This window comes from Actinocorallia sp. B10E7, assembly GCF_039871655.1.
In the GTDB taxonomy this organism is placed as follows: Bacteria; Actinomycetota; Actinomycetes; order Streptosporangiales; family Streptosporangiaceae; genus Actinocorallia.
In genome coordinates this window covers 657,395-672,345 of the sequence record NZ_JBDPLZ010000002.1, presented here as the reverse complement: position 1 = coordinate 672,345, position 14,951 = coordinate 657,395, and the positions used below count along the sequence as shown (strand labels likewise).

Below are 14,951 nucleotides of genomic sequence, written 5' to 3'. Positions count from 1 at the left end.
TCCTGGACACCAGGGGAAGAGGGAAACCGAATCTAATTCGGCTGAGGGAGCGCGGATGCTGGACGAGATCACCAGGGAGGAGTCTCCCGAGCACCACCCCACCACGGCCCGCATCCTGCGGGCCGCTCTGGAGGAGTTCCTCGCCAGGGGCATCCGCCGCGCCAAGATGGAGGAGATAGCCCGCCGCGCCGGAGTCTCCCGCGTCACCGTCCACCGCCGCTACCCCAGCAAGCAGGACCTGGTGACGGCCGTCCTCATCGAGGAGGCCCGCGACCTGTACGCCCGCGGCCGCGTCATCGCCCGCGCCGAGAAGACCCTCCCCGACAAGGTCGCCGCCGGTTTCGTCTTCGTCCTCGACTACGCCCGCCACGGCAAGCTGGCACCGCTGCTCTTCAGCGACCCGGGCCAGTTCCTGCCGTCCTTCACCACCCGCGGCGAGCCCCTCATCCTTCTTCTCCGCGCCTACTACCTGGAGATCATGCGCGACTCGGACGTCGAGTACGACTCCATGGAGACGGCGGCCGACGTCCTGGCCCGCGTCGTCATCTCCTACTGCCTCTCCCGCAGCGGCGCCGCCGACCTCCACGACTCCGCCGCCGCCGCCGACTTCGCCCGCCGCCACCTGGCCCCCATCATCGCCCCTCCCGACAACGGAAGCGGCCTGAGAGCCCCCGCGTCCGAGCGAGGCCGCCGCCCGCTCCCCAGGTGAGGGAACGGACGGCGGCCTCGTCTGAGCCTTGTGCCCCGTAAGCGCCCCGACCGGCTTTGGAGACTCCTCCGCCGCTGGTCAGGGCGTTCTTCGATCAGATGTCGAAGTACAGCTCGAACTCGTGCGGGTGGGGGCGGAGACGGATGGGGTCGAGTTCGTGCTCGCGCTTGTAGGCGATCCAGGTGTCGATGAGGTCCTCGGTGAAGACGCCGCCCTCCAGGAGGAAGGCGTGGTCGGCTTCGAGGGCCTGGAGGACGGCCTCGAGGGAGCCGGGGACCTGCGGGATGTTGCGGGCCTCCTCCGGCGGGAGCTCGTACAGGTCCTTGTCGACGGGCTCGATCGGCTCGATCTTGTTCCTGATGCCGTCGAGGCCGGCCATGAGCATCGCCGCGAAGGCCAGGTACGGGTTGCAGGACGGGTCCGGGACGCGGAACTCGATGCGCTTGGCCTTGGGGTTGGTGCCGGTGATCGGGATGCGGATGCAGGCGCTGCGGTTGCGCTGGCTGTAGACCAGGTTCACCGGGGCCTCATAGCCGGGCACCAGGCGGTGGTAGCTGTTGACCGTCGGATTGGTGAAGGCCAGCAGGGCCGGGGCGTGCTTGAGCAGGCCGCCGATGTAGAAGCGGGCCGTGTCCGACAGGCCGGCGTAACCGACCTCGTCGTAGAACAGCGGGCCGCCGTCCTTCCACAGCGACTGGTGGCAGTGCATGCCGGAGCCGTTGTCGCCGAAGATGGGCTTGGGCATGAACGTGACGGCCTTGCCGTGGGCGCGGGCCACGCTCTTCACGACGTACTTGTAGAGCATCAGGTTGTCGGCCGAGTGCAGCAGCGTCGAGAACCGGATGTCGATCTCGGCCTGGCCGGCGGTGCCCACCTCGTGGTGCTGCATCTCGACCTCGATGCCCACCTGCATGAGCTGCTTGGACATCTCCGAGCGCAGGTCGGTGTAGTGGTCCATCGGCGGGACCGGGAAGTAGCCGCCCTTGAAGGGGGGCTTGGCGCCCAGGTTGCCGCCCTCCTCCTCACGTCCGGTGTTCCAGGCGCCCTCGATCGAGTCCAGGAAGTAGAAGCCCTCGTTGGCCGAGGTCTTGAAGCGCACGTCGTCGAAGATGTAGAACTCCGCCTCGGGACCGAAGAAGGCGGTGTCGGCGATGCCGGTGCCGATCAGGTAGTCCTGCGCCTTCTTGGCGATGTTGCGGGGGTCGCGGCTGTAGGGCTCGCCGGTCAGCGGGTCGTGGACGAAGAACATGATGTTCAGCGTCTTGTGCTGGCGGAACGGGTCGATGACCGCGGTGGTCGGGTCGGGCAGCAGCAGCATGTCCGACTCGTGGATCTCCTGGAATCCGCGGATCGAGGAGCCGTCGAACATCAGGCCGTCGCTGAAGACGTTCTCGCCGAAGTTCGAGGCGGGGAAGGTGAAGTGCTGGACGGTGCCGGGCAGGTCGACGAACCGTACGTCGACGAACTCCACCCCCTCTTCACGGATATAGGTCAGGACTTCTTCGGCGCTGTTGAACATCCGGCCTCCCAGGGTTCTTCCAACGATCAATGACTCTAGATTGCGGTCGTATCTCGTCTGTTTCCGATGTGTTACGACTTCCGGTGTTCACGACGCTCTAACCGCAGCCCAGCCTACGTCCTACCCCGCCGGGCCACCGTGCGATCGTGCCTCCCGACGCTGCCGGTACTTTTGTGGGGTGAGCGGTAACGAGAACAGATCCCGCTGGACCGGGACGTGGCTGAGCGGGGCGCGGGCGGCCGGAGCAGAGCTGGGATATCCGGGAGAGCAACTCGGGCTGCCCCGGACCGGCCGCGGCTCGGTCGCCAGCTACGCGCGGCGGCTGGTCGCGCTCCTGATCGACTGGTTCCTGTGCATGCTGATCGCCGGGGGCCTGGCCAACGCCTTCGGCTGGTCCGACCAGACCAAGAACCTGATGACCCTGGCCGTCTTCGGGGTGCAGGCCTGGCTGCTGGTGGCCTTCGCCGGCACCACGCTGGGCAAGCTGATCGCCGGACTGCACGTGGTGCGGATCGACGGCAGGCCGGTCGGCCCGGTGTGGGCACTGGTCCGCACGCTGCTGCTGCTCCTGGTGGTGCCCGCCCTGCTGTGGGACCGCGACCACCGCGGCCTGCACGACAGGGCCGCCGCCACGATCGTCATCGAGAGCCGGTGAGCCCGAAGACTCCCGAAGCCCCCTGAGAACACCGAAGCCCGCGGATTCCTCCGCGGGCTTCGTCATGTCGTCGTGCCGTCCTCGGCGGGGCCGTGTCAGCGGGAGCGGGGCCGGGGCGGCTTGGGCATGCGGACGTTGCGGGGCATCGGCCCGCCGGGCATGCCCGGCTTGGAGGGCAGCGCGCGCAGCCGGTCGTTCAGATCGTTGACCTGGGCCTTGTTGAGGTTGCGCGGCAGCTTCATGATCTTGCTCTGCAGCTTGGAGAGCGGAACCTGGCCCTCTTCGTCGCCGACCTGGAAGTCGTAGATCGGCACCGTGGCGGCGAGACGGGAGATCTTCTTCTTCTCCGCGCCCAGCAGCGAGGCCACCCGCGAGGGCGGCCCCTCGGAGACCAGGATGACGCCGGGCCTGCCGACCACCCGGTGCACCACGTCCATGCTGCGGTTGCCGCCCACGGCCGGGGTCACCACCCAGTTGCCCCGCATGGTGTCGAGCACACCGTAGGCGGCGCCGATCTGGCCTTCGAGCATCTTGTACTGGGTCTTCTGGGCCAGCTGCCCGAAGATCACCATGCCGACGATGATCGCCGCCATGATGCCCAGCGGGATCATGAACCACAAGCTGCTGATGAAGAAGCCGAGGACCACGAACAGCGCCAGGGTGCCCAGCGCCGAGGCGAAGACGATCGGGAGCGCCTTCGGGTTGGAACGGTGGACCAGCTGGGCCACCATGCGGATCTGCCGGAAGCGCCCGGGCTTGTCGTCGTTCTCTGCCATGTCGCTCATTCTAGTGATCGGCGCGTGCCTCGACGGCCTGCCGGTACAACCGGCCCGCGCGGTAGCTGGAGCGCACCAGCGGCCCGGACATGACGCCGGCGAAACCGATCTCCGTCGCCTCCTCCTGGAGCTCGACGAACTCCTCCGGCTTCACCCAGCGTTCCACGGGGTGGTGCCGGGGGGTGGGACGCAGGTACTGGGTGATGGTGATCAGTTCGCAGCCGGCCTCGTGCAGGTCGCCCAGCGCCTGGGAGATCTCCTCGCGGGTCTCCCCCATGCCCAGGATGAGGTTGGACTTGGTGACCAGCCCGGCCCGGCGCGCCTGGGTGATCACGTCCAGGGAGCGCTCGTAGCGGAAGGCGGGGCGGATCCGCTTGAAGATCCGCGGCACCGTCTCCAGGTTGTGCGCGAACACCTCGGGGGCGGCCGAGAAGACCTCGCCGAGCAGCTCGGGCAGCCCGTTGAAGTCAGGGGCCAGCAGCTCGACCCCGCAGCCGGGGACCTGTGCGTGGATCTGGCGGACGGTCTCGGCGTACAGCCAGGCGCCCTGGTCCGGCAGGTCGTCGCGGGCCACGCCCGTGACGGTGGCGTACTTCAGGCCCATGGACGCGACGGACTCGGCCACCCGGACGGGCTCGCCGGTGTCGTACTCGGCGGGCTTGCCGGTGTCGATCTGGCAGAAGTCACAGCGCCGGGTGCACTGGTCGCCCCCGATGAGGAAGGTGGCCTCGCGGTCCTCCCAGCACTCGAAGATGTTGGGGCAGCCGGCCTCCTGGCAGACGGTGTGCAGCCCCTCGTCCTTGACCAGCTCGGTGAGCTCCCGGTACTGGGGGCCCATCTTGAGCTTGGTCTTGATCCACGGCGGTTTGCGTTCGATGGGTACTTCTGCGTTGCGGACTTCCAGCCGCAGCAGCTTCCGTCCCTCTGGGGCCACAGCACTCACATGGCTAGGGTACGTCTCAGATCGGCGTTCTTCATCCGCAGCGGAGGCACCCCCCATGATCGTCTCGACCATGAACGACCTGCCCGGATACCGGGTGACCGAGGTCCTCGGCGATGTGTTCGGCCTCACCGTCCTGGTCCGCAGCGGAGCCTCCAGCCTCGAGGCGGGCCTGAAGAGCTTCCTGGGCGGCGAGCCCCGGACCATGACCAAGGAGCTGCACGACTTCCGCCTGGAGGCGCGCAGACGGCTGATCAGGGCCGCCGAGGAGATGGGCGCCGACGCCGTCCTCGCCGTCCGCTACGAGGCCAACGACCTGCGTGACCTGGGGACGGAGATCTGCGCCTACGGCACCGCCGTACGTGTCCAGAAGGTGGACTGAGGCATGGAAAAGTACAGTCTGTATAACAATCGGGTGGTCCATCAGGCCGATTCCCGGTTTTGGCTCCCGCACGTGAGCTGATCTCTCTAGGGTGACTCGCTGTTGTCAAACGAGTCGCACATGAACAAATGAGAGGAACAGCCGTGGCGCTGGCCATGACCTATCTGAGGCTGCCGGTGGAGGGCGGCGCCGACCCGGGCCAGATGGCGCGGCAGGTGTTCGGCTCCCCCGACTGGCGCAAGGCCCACCCCGGAAGGGTGCTCGACCTGGCCGGCAACTGGCAGGGGCTGCACTACCTGATCACGGGCGACCCCTGGGAGGGGCGCTCACCCGAGGCCGACATCGTCTGCGGAGGCCGGCTCCTCACCGAGAACGGCACCGAGGCGCTGGGCTTCGACATCATCTTCCTGTCCCCGGAGCGGGTGAAGATCGCCGCCGACCACCTGGCCGACACGCCCTTCCCCTCCCGCCGCTTCGACCTGGCCGCCATGGCGATGGCGGACGTCCAGGGCGTGTCGAGCTGGACCGACGCCGCCCGGGACAACCTGTTCAAGCCCAGCTACCACACCCTGGGCAGGTTCTTCGCCGACGCCGCCGCGCACGGAGAAGCGATCTTCAAGACGATGGGGTCAGCTTCTCGGCCCTGAAGGGCCGGGCTTGCAGCTCTTCCTCACACCTGGCGGGTGTGGTTCAGGCCGCGTCGTCGGCAGCGTGACTCACTGCCCAGACCGCTTCACCGCGCTGGGCGATGGTGCGGCCTGCGTTCACGTCGGCGTGCTCAGCGAAGCCACACGACGTGCAAAGGAAGGTGGACCGGTCAGGCCGGTTGCCCCGGCTGACGTGGTGACAGCGGCTGCATTCCTGCGAGGTGTGGCGGGGATCGACGAACACCACCGCCACACCCGCCAGGGCGGCCTTGTAGGAGATGAACGCGCCGAGCTGCGCGAACGACCAGGAATGCAGCGTGACCCGCTGGGGCTTGCGCAGCCGTACCCTGCCGCGGATGCCGCCCAAATCTTCCAGGGCGATCCCGCGGCAGGTGCGTTGAGCCTCGGTCACCAGCTGCTTGGCGATGCGATGGTCGGTGTCGGCCGCGAACCGCGCCTCCCGGCCCGACAGCTTGCGCAGCAGCCGCTTGGCGGACCTGGTGCCCTTCTTCTGCAGCCTGCTGCGTAGCCGCCGGTTCTGGTGCCGGACCTGGTTGAGGTGCCTGCCGGCATACCGGGTGCCGTCGCTGGTGGTGGCGATGTTCACGATCCCCAGATCCCCACCCAGGAAGCCGACCACCTCGCCCAGGTCGGGTTCGGGGACCTCACAGACCGCGTACAGGTACCAGTTACCGCCCCGCAGCACCAGATCGGACTCCCCGCGCCGGTACTCGGTGAGCGTCTTCAGCTGGGACGGCGAGCACTGGAACCCGATATCCCTCACGCGGCCGTGGACGGTCCAGATCGAGACGGTACGGGCCTCCAGCTGCCAGGACAGTGACCGGTCGTCGAACGGCTGGGCGGCGTCCTTGCGGAACCGGACCGGCTTGGACTCCACGGCCTTGCGCCGTTCGGAGCCCTCCCGGCCGTAGTTCCCGGCCTTCAGGTTCGCCTTCAAGGTCGCATAAGCCCCGGCGGTCTTGCGCACGACGTGCAGGGCGGGCTGGGCCGACAGGCCCAACGCCTTCACCTCCGCGTACACCAGCCGCTGAAGCGCCCGCCCGCCCTTGACGCCGCTCTCGAACGCGCGCCGGGAGACGTGATTCGCGGCCCGGTTGCAGGCGTGCAGCGTCTCCCGCAGAGCCACCCCGGTGGCCTCGTCCGGGAGGAGCTTCACCTGCACCACGATCTTCACACCCACAACGTAGCGTCCTGACTCCGACACTGAGAGTGTTTCCCGGATTCCGGCATGTGCAAGGAAGGCGAAGTACCTCGTCTGCGAGCAGGTCATGCAGGACGTGTGCGCTCAGCCTGACAGAGGACTCCGCTAGAAGACGATCATGTGCACCTCCCGGCGCGCCATCCGCCCAAAACCTCCGTCTCCACCCCCGCCGACCGGCGGCAAAGAAGATCGGCGCGCTACCCGCGTGAAAAGTCCGGCCAGCACGTCCGCCGCTGCCTGCGGGCAGAGCACTTCTGGTCGCCGTCGTCCTTCGCCGCGCCCTGCGGCGGCTTACCACCGGCGATCGTCAAGGAGTCCATCGGACAGCAGAACGCCCCTGACTGGTTCGGTACGCGGCGCTTGGCCTCGCTCTACGGGGCGCAATTCCTCCCGGCCGTGAACGGCCGGGATTCCTTGCTAGATCCTGTTGAAGGCCCTACAGCTGGGCGAGTGTCCGATGTGCCGTCTCGGCCGCGCCCAGCTGCTCCGCGAGGTGCCTCTCCACCAGCGGGAGCACCTCGCGGACGCTCACCCGGCGGCCCACCTCCTCGGTGAGCGAGGTGGACGAGACGTCCTTGAGACCGCAGGGAACGATCTTGTCGAACCAGGACAGGTCGCAGTCGCAGTTGATCTGGACTCCGTGCATGGTCACCCCCTGGGAGACCCGCAGCCCCACCGAGACCAGCTTGCGGTCCGGACGCACCCCGTCGACCAGCCAGACCCCGCTGCGGCCCTCGACCCGCACCCCCTGAAGGCCGAACTCCGCCATCACGCCGATCATGGCCTCCTCCAGCACCCGGACGAAGGCCACCACGTCGATCGGGTCGGAGAGCCTGACGATCGGGTAGAACGTCAGCTGCCCCGGACCGTGCCAGGTGATCTTCCCCCCGCGGTCGACGTCGACCACCGGGGCCCCCGGGTCCCCCAGCGGCCGGTCCAGCGGCTCGGTGCGCTTGCCGGCGGTGTAGACCGGCTCGTGCTCCAGCAGGATGACGGTGTCGTCGATCTCGCCGGCGACCCGGCGCGCATGGGTGCGGCGCTGCAGCGCCCACCCCTCCTGGTAGGGAACAGCCTGGTCACCGAAGCCCGCGTGCACGAAAATCACACTGCAGAGACTACTTGAGCTGGCGCGGCTCGATGGGCGTCTCCTTCACTCCGCCCGACCCGTCGCCCTCGATCCGCCACGCCCTGGCGTTCGGCCGGTAGGTCACCGCCTGGACGAACTCGGTGCCCACGTAGTGCAGCCCGACGCCCTCGTCGGCGGCGTACCCGTCGGGCAGCTCCCCCGAGCCGACCGAGGCCTGCAGCAGCGGGCGCCGCTGCGGGTCGCTGTCGTAGTGCACGCCGCAGGAGTAGGGCAGCAGGCCCAGCCCGTCCTTCAGCGGGCGCAGCTCGGGCCCGAAGGAGTCGGTGTTGCCGCCCGAGTGCCAGCACAGCGCGCCCGCGCTCTGCCCCGCCAGCACCACGCCCGAGCGCCAGACCTCCTCGAAGACCTCCGCCAGCCCGTGCGCCCGCCACAGCGCCAGCAGGTTCACCACGCTGCCGCCGAAGACGTAGACGAGGTCCTGGGCGAGCAGGTGGCCGCGCACGTCCTCGATGTTGGGCATGGGGAACAGCGCCAGGTGGCTGACCTCGGCGTCCATCCGGCCGAAGGCGTCGTAGGCCAGGGCCAGCCGCTCGGCCGGGTCGCCGGTGGCGGTGGCCAGGAAGCAGACCCGCGGACGGTCCTGCCCGGTGAGGTCGAAGGCGTAGCGCAGCAGAGGGCTGGGGTCGAGCCCGTAGCGGGAGTTGGGCAGGAAACCGCCGCCACCGATGGCGAGGATGTGCGGCTGTCCGTCGGTGCTCACATGTGCTCCTTGGGTCGGCGAGGGCCTGTCAGAGTCACCGTACGACTACGCACAGCCCCGGTTGGTCTTTTCCCGGATTCTGTGGACATCTCTTCACCGTCGGCACTCGCACCCCGGAAGAAGCGCCCCTGCCCTGACCCCTCCCCGACTCCGGCGCCAGGGGTACTACTCCAAAAGTCTGAGATGAAGACCATCCGACTTGGTGATCTCAGAAGTGTGAATTTCCGACAAAGTCAATGCATGGTCCAGATCGCCCCACCTCCCCCTGAAGCCAAGGAAGCCTCGGCCACGGGTGGGGGCGCGGACTCCCGGCCGGCGACCCCGGCGGTCCGTACACCCCCCGTCTGGCGCGAGCTCCTGCTCATCGCCCTGTTCTACGCCGCCTACATGGCGACGCGGATCATCCTCAACGACCCGGACGGGACGCAGGAGGCGTTCCGGCACGCCCAGCAGATCCTGCGGTGGGAGCAGGCCGCGGGCGTGAACGTGGAACTGGGCCTCAACCAGGCGCTGCTGCACCACGAATGGCTGGCCGTGGCCGCCAACCTCTTCTATCTGAGCGCCCACTTCGTGGTGACGGTCGGCATCGTCGTCTGGCTCTACCGCCACCGGCCCCACCACTACGTCTGGCTGCGCACCGGCATCATGGCCGCCACCGGGATGGCGCTGGTCGGCTTCTGGCTGTACCCGCTGGCGCCGCCGCGCTTCCTACCCGAGCACGGCTTCGTCGACCCGGTCGTCTTCTTCGACACCCCCGGCCTGTACTCCTCGGGGGCCTCGACCGCGATGGCCAACCAGTACGCCGCGATGCCGTCCATGCACGCGGGCTGGGCGATCTGGTGCGGCATCGCGCTGCTGCTGCTGGGCCGCGCCTGGTGGGCGCGGCTGCTCGGCGTGCTCTACCCGGTGGCGACCGTGCTCGTCATCATGGCGACGGCCAACCACTACATCGTGGACGCGGTGGCCGGCGTCGCGCTGATCCTGCTGGGGAGCGGCGGGGCCTGGCTGGCCCACCGAAGCAGCGGCCCCCTCCGGAGCCGGTGAGGAGCCTCTCCCCCGGCGCCTTCCCGCCTCAGGGGACCCTGGCGACGGCCCCGAGTATCGAGACGTCCTCGCGGGACGGGCGCTCCTCCGGCGGGACGTCGGGACGCCAGTCGACGACGGAGGTGATCCCCGGTTCGACGAGGTCGAGTCCCTCGAAGAACCGGGCGAATTCCTCGGTGGTCCGCATCTGGAAGCGCACGCCGCTCTTCTTGTCGGCCTCGACGACCTCGGCCCGTCGCTCCGGGGAGAGGTAGTCGAGGGTCGCGTGCGTCAGAACGATGTGGCTGCCGGGAGCGAGTGCCTCGCGCAGCCGGCCCAACAGCCCGTAGGCGTCCTCTTCCTCGGTGATGAAGTGCATGGTCGCGACCAGGATCAGCGCCGTCGGCCGCGACAGGTCCAGCGTCTGGGAGAGCTCGGGGGCGCCCAGGATCTTCTCGGGCTCGCGGAGGTCCGCGTCCACGTACGCGGTCGCGCCCTTGGGAGAGCTGTTCAGCAGCGCGCGGGCGTGCACCAGCACGATCGGATCGTTGTCGACGTAGACCACCCGCGACTCCGGGGCGATGCTCTGGGCGATCTCGTGCACGTTGCCCGCCGACGGAAGCCCCGCGCCGATGTCGAGGAACTGCCTGATCCCGACTTCGGCCGCGAGGTAGCGCACCACCCGCTGCAGGAACTTGCGGTTCTCCAGCGCGGCGAGCCTGATGGTGGGGAATCCCGCGGCGAGGATCTCGGCCGACTCCCGGTCCGCGGCGAAGTTGTCCTTGCCGCCGAGCCAGTAGTCGTACCGGCGCGCGGGGTGCGCCTTGGTGGGGTCGATTCCTCGCGGGGCACGTTCAGCACTCACGGAACGTCATTCTGCCCTACGTATCCCTGACATCTCGAGATTTTCACGACATGATCGACTTGGTGGCCATAAACAATGTGAAAGGTGCGGCGATGGAGCTGCGTTACAGCCCGTTCGACTTCACGGTCCACGAGGACCCGTACCCGTTCTACGCGCGGCTGCGGGAAGAGGCGCCCGTCTACCACAACGAGAAGGACGGGTTCTGGGCGCTCTCCCGGCACGCCGACGTCCTGGCCGCGTTCCGCGACGACCGGCGCTTCTCCAGCAGGAACGGGATCCGGATCGAGGAGCCCTTCTGGGGGCCCCAGGCCGAGCAGTTCTTCTCCTTCGTGGCCATGGACCCGCCGAAGCACACCCGGATGCGCGGGCTGGTCAACAAGGCCTTCACCCCCCGCCGGATCGCCGCCCTCGAACCCCGGCTGCTGGAGATCGCCCGCACCCACCTGGAGCCGCTGCTGGAGGGCGACGAGTTCGACCTGATCGACTTCGCCAAGACCTACCCCACCGACGTCATCTCCGAGCTGGTCGGCGTCCCCGAGTCCGACCGCGCGAAGGTCCGTGACATCAGCTTCGCCGTCATGCACGCCCCGGAGGAGGGCGACGGCGAGATGCACGAGGGCTCGACCGACGCCATGGGCGCGCTGATCGGCTACTACGCGGAGCTGACCGCCGAACGCGCCAAGCGGCCCCAGGACGACCTGCTGTCGGGGCTGCTCCAGGCCACCGAGAACGAGGACCGGCTCACCCCCGAAGAGATCATCGGGATCCTGATCCTCCTGATCGGCGCGGGCTCGGAGACCACGATGCTGCTGCTGGGCAACGCCTGGCACGCCGCGTGGAAGCACCCCGCCGAGCGCGAGCGCGCCTTCGCCGGCCGGATCGAGGACTGGATCGAGGAGACCCTGCGCTACGACCCGGTCGCCCAGTCGTCGCCCCGCACCACCACCGAGGACGTCGAACTCCACGGGGTGACGATCCCCGCCGGCGCCAAGGTCCTGCTGCTGAACGGCGCGGCCAACCGCGATCCCGAGGTCTTCCCCGACCCCGACCGGTTCGACCTCGACCGCGACACCCGCCAGCACCTCACCTTCGGCAACGGCCGCCACCACTGCCTGGGCGCGCCCCTGGCGCGGCTGGAGGCTCGGCTGGCCCTGAAGGAACTGACGGCGGCCATCGCCGACTACGAGATCGACGAGGCCGCCGCCAAACGCGTGCACACCTCCATCAACCGCGGCTTCATCTCGCTGCCCACCAGGGTGACCGCCCGCCGCTGACGGCGTGCCCGGGCACGGTCGGCGGAGGGGGCCGCCGCCGTGCCCGGTACGGAAAGCTCAGCCCGTCCCGTAGAAGACGCGCTCGGTGACCTCGCGGGCATGGCGGGCGTGCCTGCGCCAGTCCTCCAGCAGGTCACCGCTGCCCGGGTAGCCCAGCAGCCTGCTGACCGCCGTGCGCTCCCGGTGGTGGTCGGTCGGCAGCAGGTCCGACGCCCGTCCGCGCACCAGCATCACCGCGCCGCGGATCCGGGTGGCCAGACACCAGGCGTCGATGAGCGTCCTGGCGTCCCGGGCGGTCAGCAGCGAGTACTCCACCGCCGCCTCCAGCGCGCTGAGCGTCCTGGTGGTGCGCAGCTCGGGCACCTCGAACGCGTGGCGCAGCTGCAGCAGCTGCGCCACCCACTCCACATCCGACAGCCCGCCCGGGCCGAGCTTGAGGTGCAGCCTCCGGTCGACGCCGCGCGGCAGCCGCTCGGCCTCCATCCGCGCCTTGAGCCGGCGGATGTGCTGCACTTCCTGCTCGCCGACGCCGCCCTCCGGCCAGCGGATCGGGTTGATGACCTCGGCGAACCTCGCGCACAGCTCCCTGTCGCCGATGACGGGATCCGCGCGCAGCAGCGCCTGGCTCTCCCAGGGCGAGGACCAGCGCCGGTAGTAGGCGGCGTAGGACGACAGGCTGCGCACCAGCGGGCCCGACTTGCCCTCCGGACGGAGGTTGGGGTCGATGCCCAGCGGCGGCTCGGGTGCCGGCAGCGCCAGCAGCCGGCGCAGCTCCTCGGCCACGGTGTGCGCGGCCCTGTGCGCCTGCCGGTCCTCGGCGCCGTCCACCGGCTCGTAGACGAACATGACGTCGGCGTCGCTGCCGTAGCCCAGCTCGCGCCCGCCGAAGCGGCCCATCGCCACGATCGCCAGCCGGGCCGGGATCGGCTCCCCCCGCTCGGTCTCGACCTTGTTGACCGCCGCGGTGAGCGCGGCCTCGAGGGTGACGGAGGTGATGTCGCTGAGCGCCTCGCTGACCGTCCGGACGTCGGCCAGGCCGAGCAGGTCGGCCACCGACACCCGGAACAGCTCCCGGCGCCGGATCGCCCGGACCGCCGCGACGGCGTGCTCTGCCTTCTCCCGGTCACCGTGCCTGCCCACCACCGCCAGGGCCTCGGCACGCAGATCCGTCAGGGAGCGGGGCGCCAGCTCCGCGTCGTCGCCCAGGATCTTCACCCCGTCCGGGGCGCGCAGCAGCAGGTCGGTGACGTAGGCGCTGGACGCCAGCAGCCGCGCCATCCGCTCGGCGACCGTCACGTCGTCGCGCAGCAGCCGCAGGTACCAGGGGGTGGCCCCCAGCGCGTCGCTGACCCGGCGGAAGCCCAGCAGCCCGGCGTCCGGGTCGGGCGCGTCGGCGAACCAGCCGAGCATCACCGGCAGCAGGGTGCGCTGGATCGCCGCCCTGCGCGACACCCCGCGGGTGAGCGCCTCGATGTGGCGCAGTGCCCCGGCAGGGTCGTTGTAGCCCAGCGCCAGCAGCCGGGCCCGCGCCGCCTCGGGGGTGAGCCTGGCCTCCTCGCCCGGCAGGTTGGCCACCGCCACCAGCAGCGGCCGGTAGAAGAGCTTCTCGTGGATGCGCCTGACGCCCCGCGCGTGCCGCCGCCACAGGTCCGTGAACTGCCGAGCCGGGTCGCCGGTCAGTCCCAGCGCCCGGCCCAGCCGCCGCAGCCCCGCCTCGTCCGCGGGCACCAGATGGGTGCGGCGCAGCCGGTGCAGCTGGATGAGGTGCTCGGTGCGGCGCAGGAACCGGTACGCCTCGGCGAGCGCGGCGGCGTCGTCGCGTCCGACGTACCCGCCCTCCGACAGCGCGGTCAGGGCGCCCAGGGTGTTGGGGCTGTGCAGCAGCTCGTCCGCCCTGCCGTGGACCATCTGGAGGAGCTGCACGGCGAACTCCACGTCGCGCAGACCACCGGGGCCGAGCTTGAGCTGCCGCTCGACCTCGCCGTGCCGTTCCTTCAGGTGGTCCTCGACCCTGCGGCGCATCGCCTGCACGTCCGAGACGAAGCTCTCCCCCGCGGCCGCCTTCCACACCAGCGGGGAGAGCGCGTCGAGGTAGTCCTGGCCCAGCTCGAGGTCGCCGGCCACCGGACGGGCCTTGAGCAGCGCTTGGAACTCCCAGGTCTTGGCCCAGCGCTCGTAGTAGGCGCGGTGGCTGGCCAGGGTGCGCACCAGCGGACCCGACTTGCCCTCCGGGCGGAGATTGGCGTCCACCTCCCACAGGGATCCCTCGGGGGTGATGTCCGAACACGCCCGCATCATCGCGGCGGCCAGCCGGGTCGCCGCGCGCAGCGCCTCCTCCTCGCCGCCGGTCCGCCCCTCGGCGGACTCGGCGGGCTCTGCGACGAAGATGACGTCCACGTCGGAGACGTAGTTGAGCTCGCGCCCGCCGGACTTGCCCATGCCGATGACGGCCAGGCGGCACAGCGTGTGCTCGGGCACCTGGGCGCGGGCTATGGCCAGGCCCGCCTCCAGCGCGGCGTCGGCGAGGACGGCCAGTTCCTCGGCCACCTCCCCCACGTCCGCCTCGCCGGTCAGGTCGCGGCCCGCCAGGTGCAGCAGCCTGCCCCGGTAGGCGACGCGCAGCGCGTCCAGCGCGTCGGGGAGGCCGACGGGGACCGGGTCGCCGGGGTCGGCGCCCACCGCGGTGAGCAGCTCGGCGCGCAACCGCCCCGGAGGGGGCGGATCGGGAGGGCCGGTGAGAACGTTCCACTGCTCCGGGTGGCGCGCCAGGTGCTCGCCCAGGGCCGCGCTCACGCCCAGGACCGCCAGGAGCCTGCGGGTGAAGAGGGGGTCGGCCGCCATCCGTCCGGGAAGGTCCGGGTCGGCTTCGAACAGCCGGATGAGTCCGTCCAGCGCCAGGTCGGGTTCGGCGGTCCCGCCCAGCGCGTCGAGAAGCGGATCGTCGAGAGGAACAGGGGAAGAGGAGAGAGCCCTCTCGGCCGCGGACGCGTCGGAGAAGCCAAGCCGCGCGAGCCTTGCGGTGAGGGATGTACGGCGTTCACTCACAATCTTCAAACTAACCGTCCAGGGACCGCCGGGAGTGGATCACTATG

The 14,951-nt window shown here is 69.8% G+C and carries 14 protein-coding genes; 6 read left to right on the top strand and 8 right to left on the bottom strand.

Annotation, left to right across the window (positions count from 1 at the left end; translation table 11 throughout):
• Positions 1-55: 55 nt before the first annotated feature.
• Positions 56-709, top strand: coding sequence for a helix-turn-helix domain-containing protein (locus ABGB12_RS08215; protein WP_347675667.1), 654 nt, complete (start codon positions 56-58; stop codon positions 707-709).
• 94 nt (positions 710-803) lie between these two features.
• Here ABGB12_RS08215 and glnA read toward each other — a convergent pair whose 3' ends face one another.
• Complete coding sequence (gene glnA / locus ABGB12_RS08210; RefSeq protein WP_347675666.1) at positions 804-2,228, bottom strand: type I glutamate--ammonia ligase; 1,425 nt, start codon at positions 2,226-2,228, stop codon at positions 804-806.
• Positions 2,229-2,406: 178 nt separating this feature from the next.
• Between glnA and ABGB12_RS08205 the strand changes: the two genes are divergently transcribed.
• Entirely contained in the window at positions 2,407-2,883 is a 477-nt protein-coding gene (locus ABGB12_RS08205; RefSeq protein ID WP_347675665.1) for an RDD family protein, read from the top strand.
• 95 nt (positions 2,884-2,978) lie between these two features.
• Here the strand turns inward: ABGB12_RS08205 and ABGB12_RS08200 are convergent, their stop codons facing one another.
• Positions 2,979-3,668: a DUF4191 domain-containing protein gene (locus ABGB12_RS08200; RefSeq protein ID WP_347675664.1), complete on the bottom strand. Its 690-nt coding sequence runs from the start codon at positions 3,666-3,668 to the stop codon at positions 2,979-2,981.
• A 1-nt stretch (position 3,669) separates the two neighbouring features.
• Positions 3,670-4,602: a lipoyl synthase gene (gene lipA, locus ABGB12_RS08195; RefSeq protein WP_347675663.1), complete on the bottom strand. Its 933-nt coding sequence runs from the start codon at positions 4,600-4,602 to the stop codon at positions 3,670-3,672.
• A gap of 55 nt (positions 4,603-4,657) precedes the next feature.
• Here lipA and ABGB12_RS08190 point away from each other — a divergent pair, with 55 nt between their 5' ends.
• Both ABGB12_RS08190 and ABGB12_RS08185 read left to right on the top strand, forming a co-directional pair.
• On the top strand, positions 4,658-4,981 hold the full coding sequence (locus ABGB12_RS08190) for a YbjQ family protein (protein ID WP_347675662.1): 324 nt from the start codon (positions 4,658-4,660) through the stop codon (positions 4,979-4,981).
• Between the two features lie 128 nt (positions 4,982-5,109).
• A complete protein-coding gene (locus ABGB12_RS08185) occupies positions 5,110-5,628 on the top strand; it encodes a DUF1877 family protein (protein ID WP_347675661.1) in 519 nt (172 codons plus the stop codon).
• 43 nt (positions 5,629-5,671) lie between these two features.
• On the opposite strand, the gene ABGB12_RS08180 is transcribed toward ABGB12_RS08185, so the two are convergent.
• The 3 genes from ABGB12_RS08180 to ABGB12_RS08170 all read right to left on the bottom strand — a co-directional run bounded on the left by ABGB12_RS08180 (position 5,672) and on the right by ABGB12_RS08170 (position 8,697).
• Positions 5,672-6,823, bottom strand: coding sequence for a transposase (locus ABGB12_RS08180; protein WP_347675660.1), 1,152 nt, complete (start codon positions 6,821-6,823; stop codon positions 5,672-5,674).
• A 463-nt stretch (positions 6,824-7,286) separates the two neighbouring features.
• On the bottom strand, positions 7,287-7,955 hold the full coding sequence (gene lipB, locus ABGB12_RS08175; protein ID WP_347675659.1) for a lipoyl(octanoyl) transferase LipB: 669 nt from the start codon (positions 7,953-7,955) through the stop codon (positions 7,287-7,289).
• A 10-nt stretch (positions 7,956-7,965) separates the two neighbouring features.
• Complete coding sequence (locus ABGB12_RS08170; RefSeq protein WP_347675658.1) at positions 7,966-8,697, bottom strand: peptidase E; 732 nt, start codon at positions 8,695-8,697, stop codon at positions 7,966-7,968.
• Positions 8,698-8,937: 240 nt separating this feature from the next.
• Between ABGB12_RS08170 and ABGB12_RS08165 the strand changes: the two genes are divergently transcribed.
• Entirely contained in the window at positions 8,938-9,741 is an 804-nt protein-coding gene (locus ABGB12_RS08165) for a phosphatase PAP2 family protein (protein ID WP_347675657.1), read from the top strand.
• A 28-nt stretch (positions 9,742-9,769) separates the two neighbouring features.
• Here ABGB12_RS08165 and ABGB12_RS08160 read toward each other — a convergent pair whose 3' ends face one another.
• The gene (locus tag ABGB12_RS08160) at positions 9,770-10,585 is read right to left on the bottom strand and encodes an SAM-dependent methyltransferase (RefSeq protein WP_347675656.1); all 816 of its coding nucleotides are present in this window, start codon (positions 10,583-10,585) and stop codon (positions 9,770-9,772) included.
• Between the two features lie 92 nt (positions 10,586-10,677).
• On the opposite strand from ABGB12_RS08160, the gene ABGB12_RS08155 reads away from it, so the two are divergent.
• Positions 10,678-11,859: a cytochrome P450 gene (locus ABGB12_RS08155; RefSeq protein WP_347675655.1), complete on the top strand. Its 1,182-nt coding sequence runs from the start codon at positions 10,678-10,680 to the stop codon at positions 11,857-11,859.
• 57 nt (positions 11,860-11,916) lie between these two features.
• Here the strand turns inward: ABGB12_RS08155 and ABGB12_RS08150 are convergent, their stop codons facing one another.
• Entirely contained in the window at positions 11,917-14,904 is a 2,988-nt protein-coding gene (locus tag ABGB12_RS08150) for a bifunctional [glutamine synthetase] adenylyltransferase/[glutamine synthetase]-adenylyl-L-tyrosine phosphorylase (RefSeq protein ID WP_347675654.1), read from the bottom strand.
• Positions 14,905-14,951: the final 47 nt, after the last annotated feature.

Excerpts from the sequence above, each read along its gene's own strand:
- ABGB12_RS08215 (WP_347675667.1), top strand. The coding sequence starts at position 56 with ATGCTGGACGAGATCACCAGGGAGGAGTCTCCCGAGCACCACCCCACC.
- glnA (WP_347675666.1), bottom strand. The coding sequence starts at position 2,228 with ATGTTCAACAGCGCCGAAGAAGTCCTGACCTATATCCGTGAAGAGGGG.
- ABGB12_RS08200 (WP_347675664.1), bottom strand. The coding sequence starts at position 3,668 with ATGAGCGACATGGCAGAGAACGACGACAAGCCCGGGCGCTTCCGGCAG.
- ABGB12_RS08190 (WP_347675662.1), top strand. The coding sequence starts at position 4,658 with ATGATCGTCTCGACCATGAACGACCTGCCCGGATACCGGGTGACCGAG.
- ABGB12_RS08185 (WP_347675661.1), top strand. The coding sequence starts at position 5,110 with ATGAGAGGAACAGCCGTGGCGCTGGCCATGACCTATCTGAGGCTGCCG.
- ABGB12_RS08165 (WP_347675657.1), top strand. The coding sequence starts at position 8,938 with ATGGTCCAGATCGCCCCACCTCCCCCTGAAGCCAAGGAAGCCTCGGCC.
- ABGB12_RS08155 (WP_347675655.1), top strand. The coding sequence starts at position 10,678 with ATGGAGCTGCGTTACAGCCCGTTCGACTTCACGGTCCACGAGGACCCG.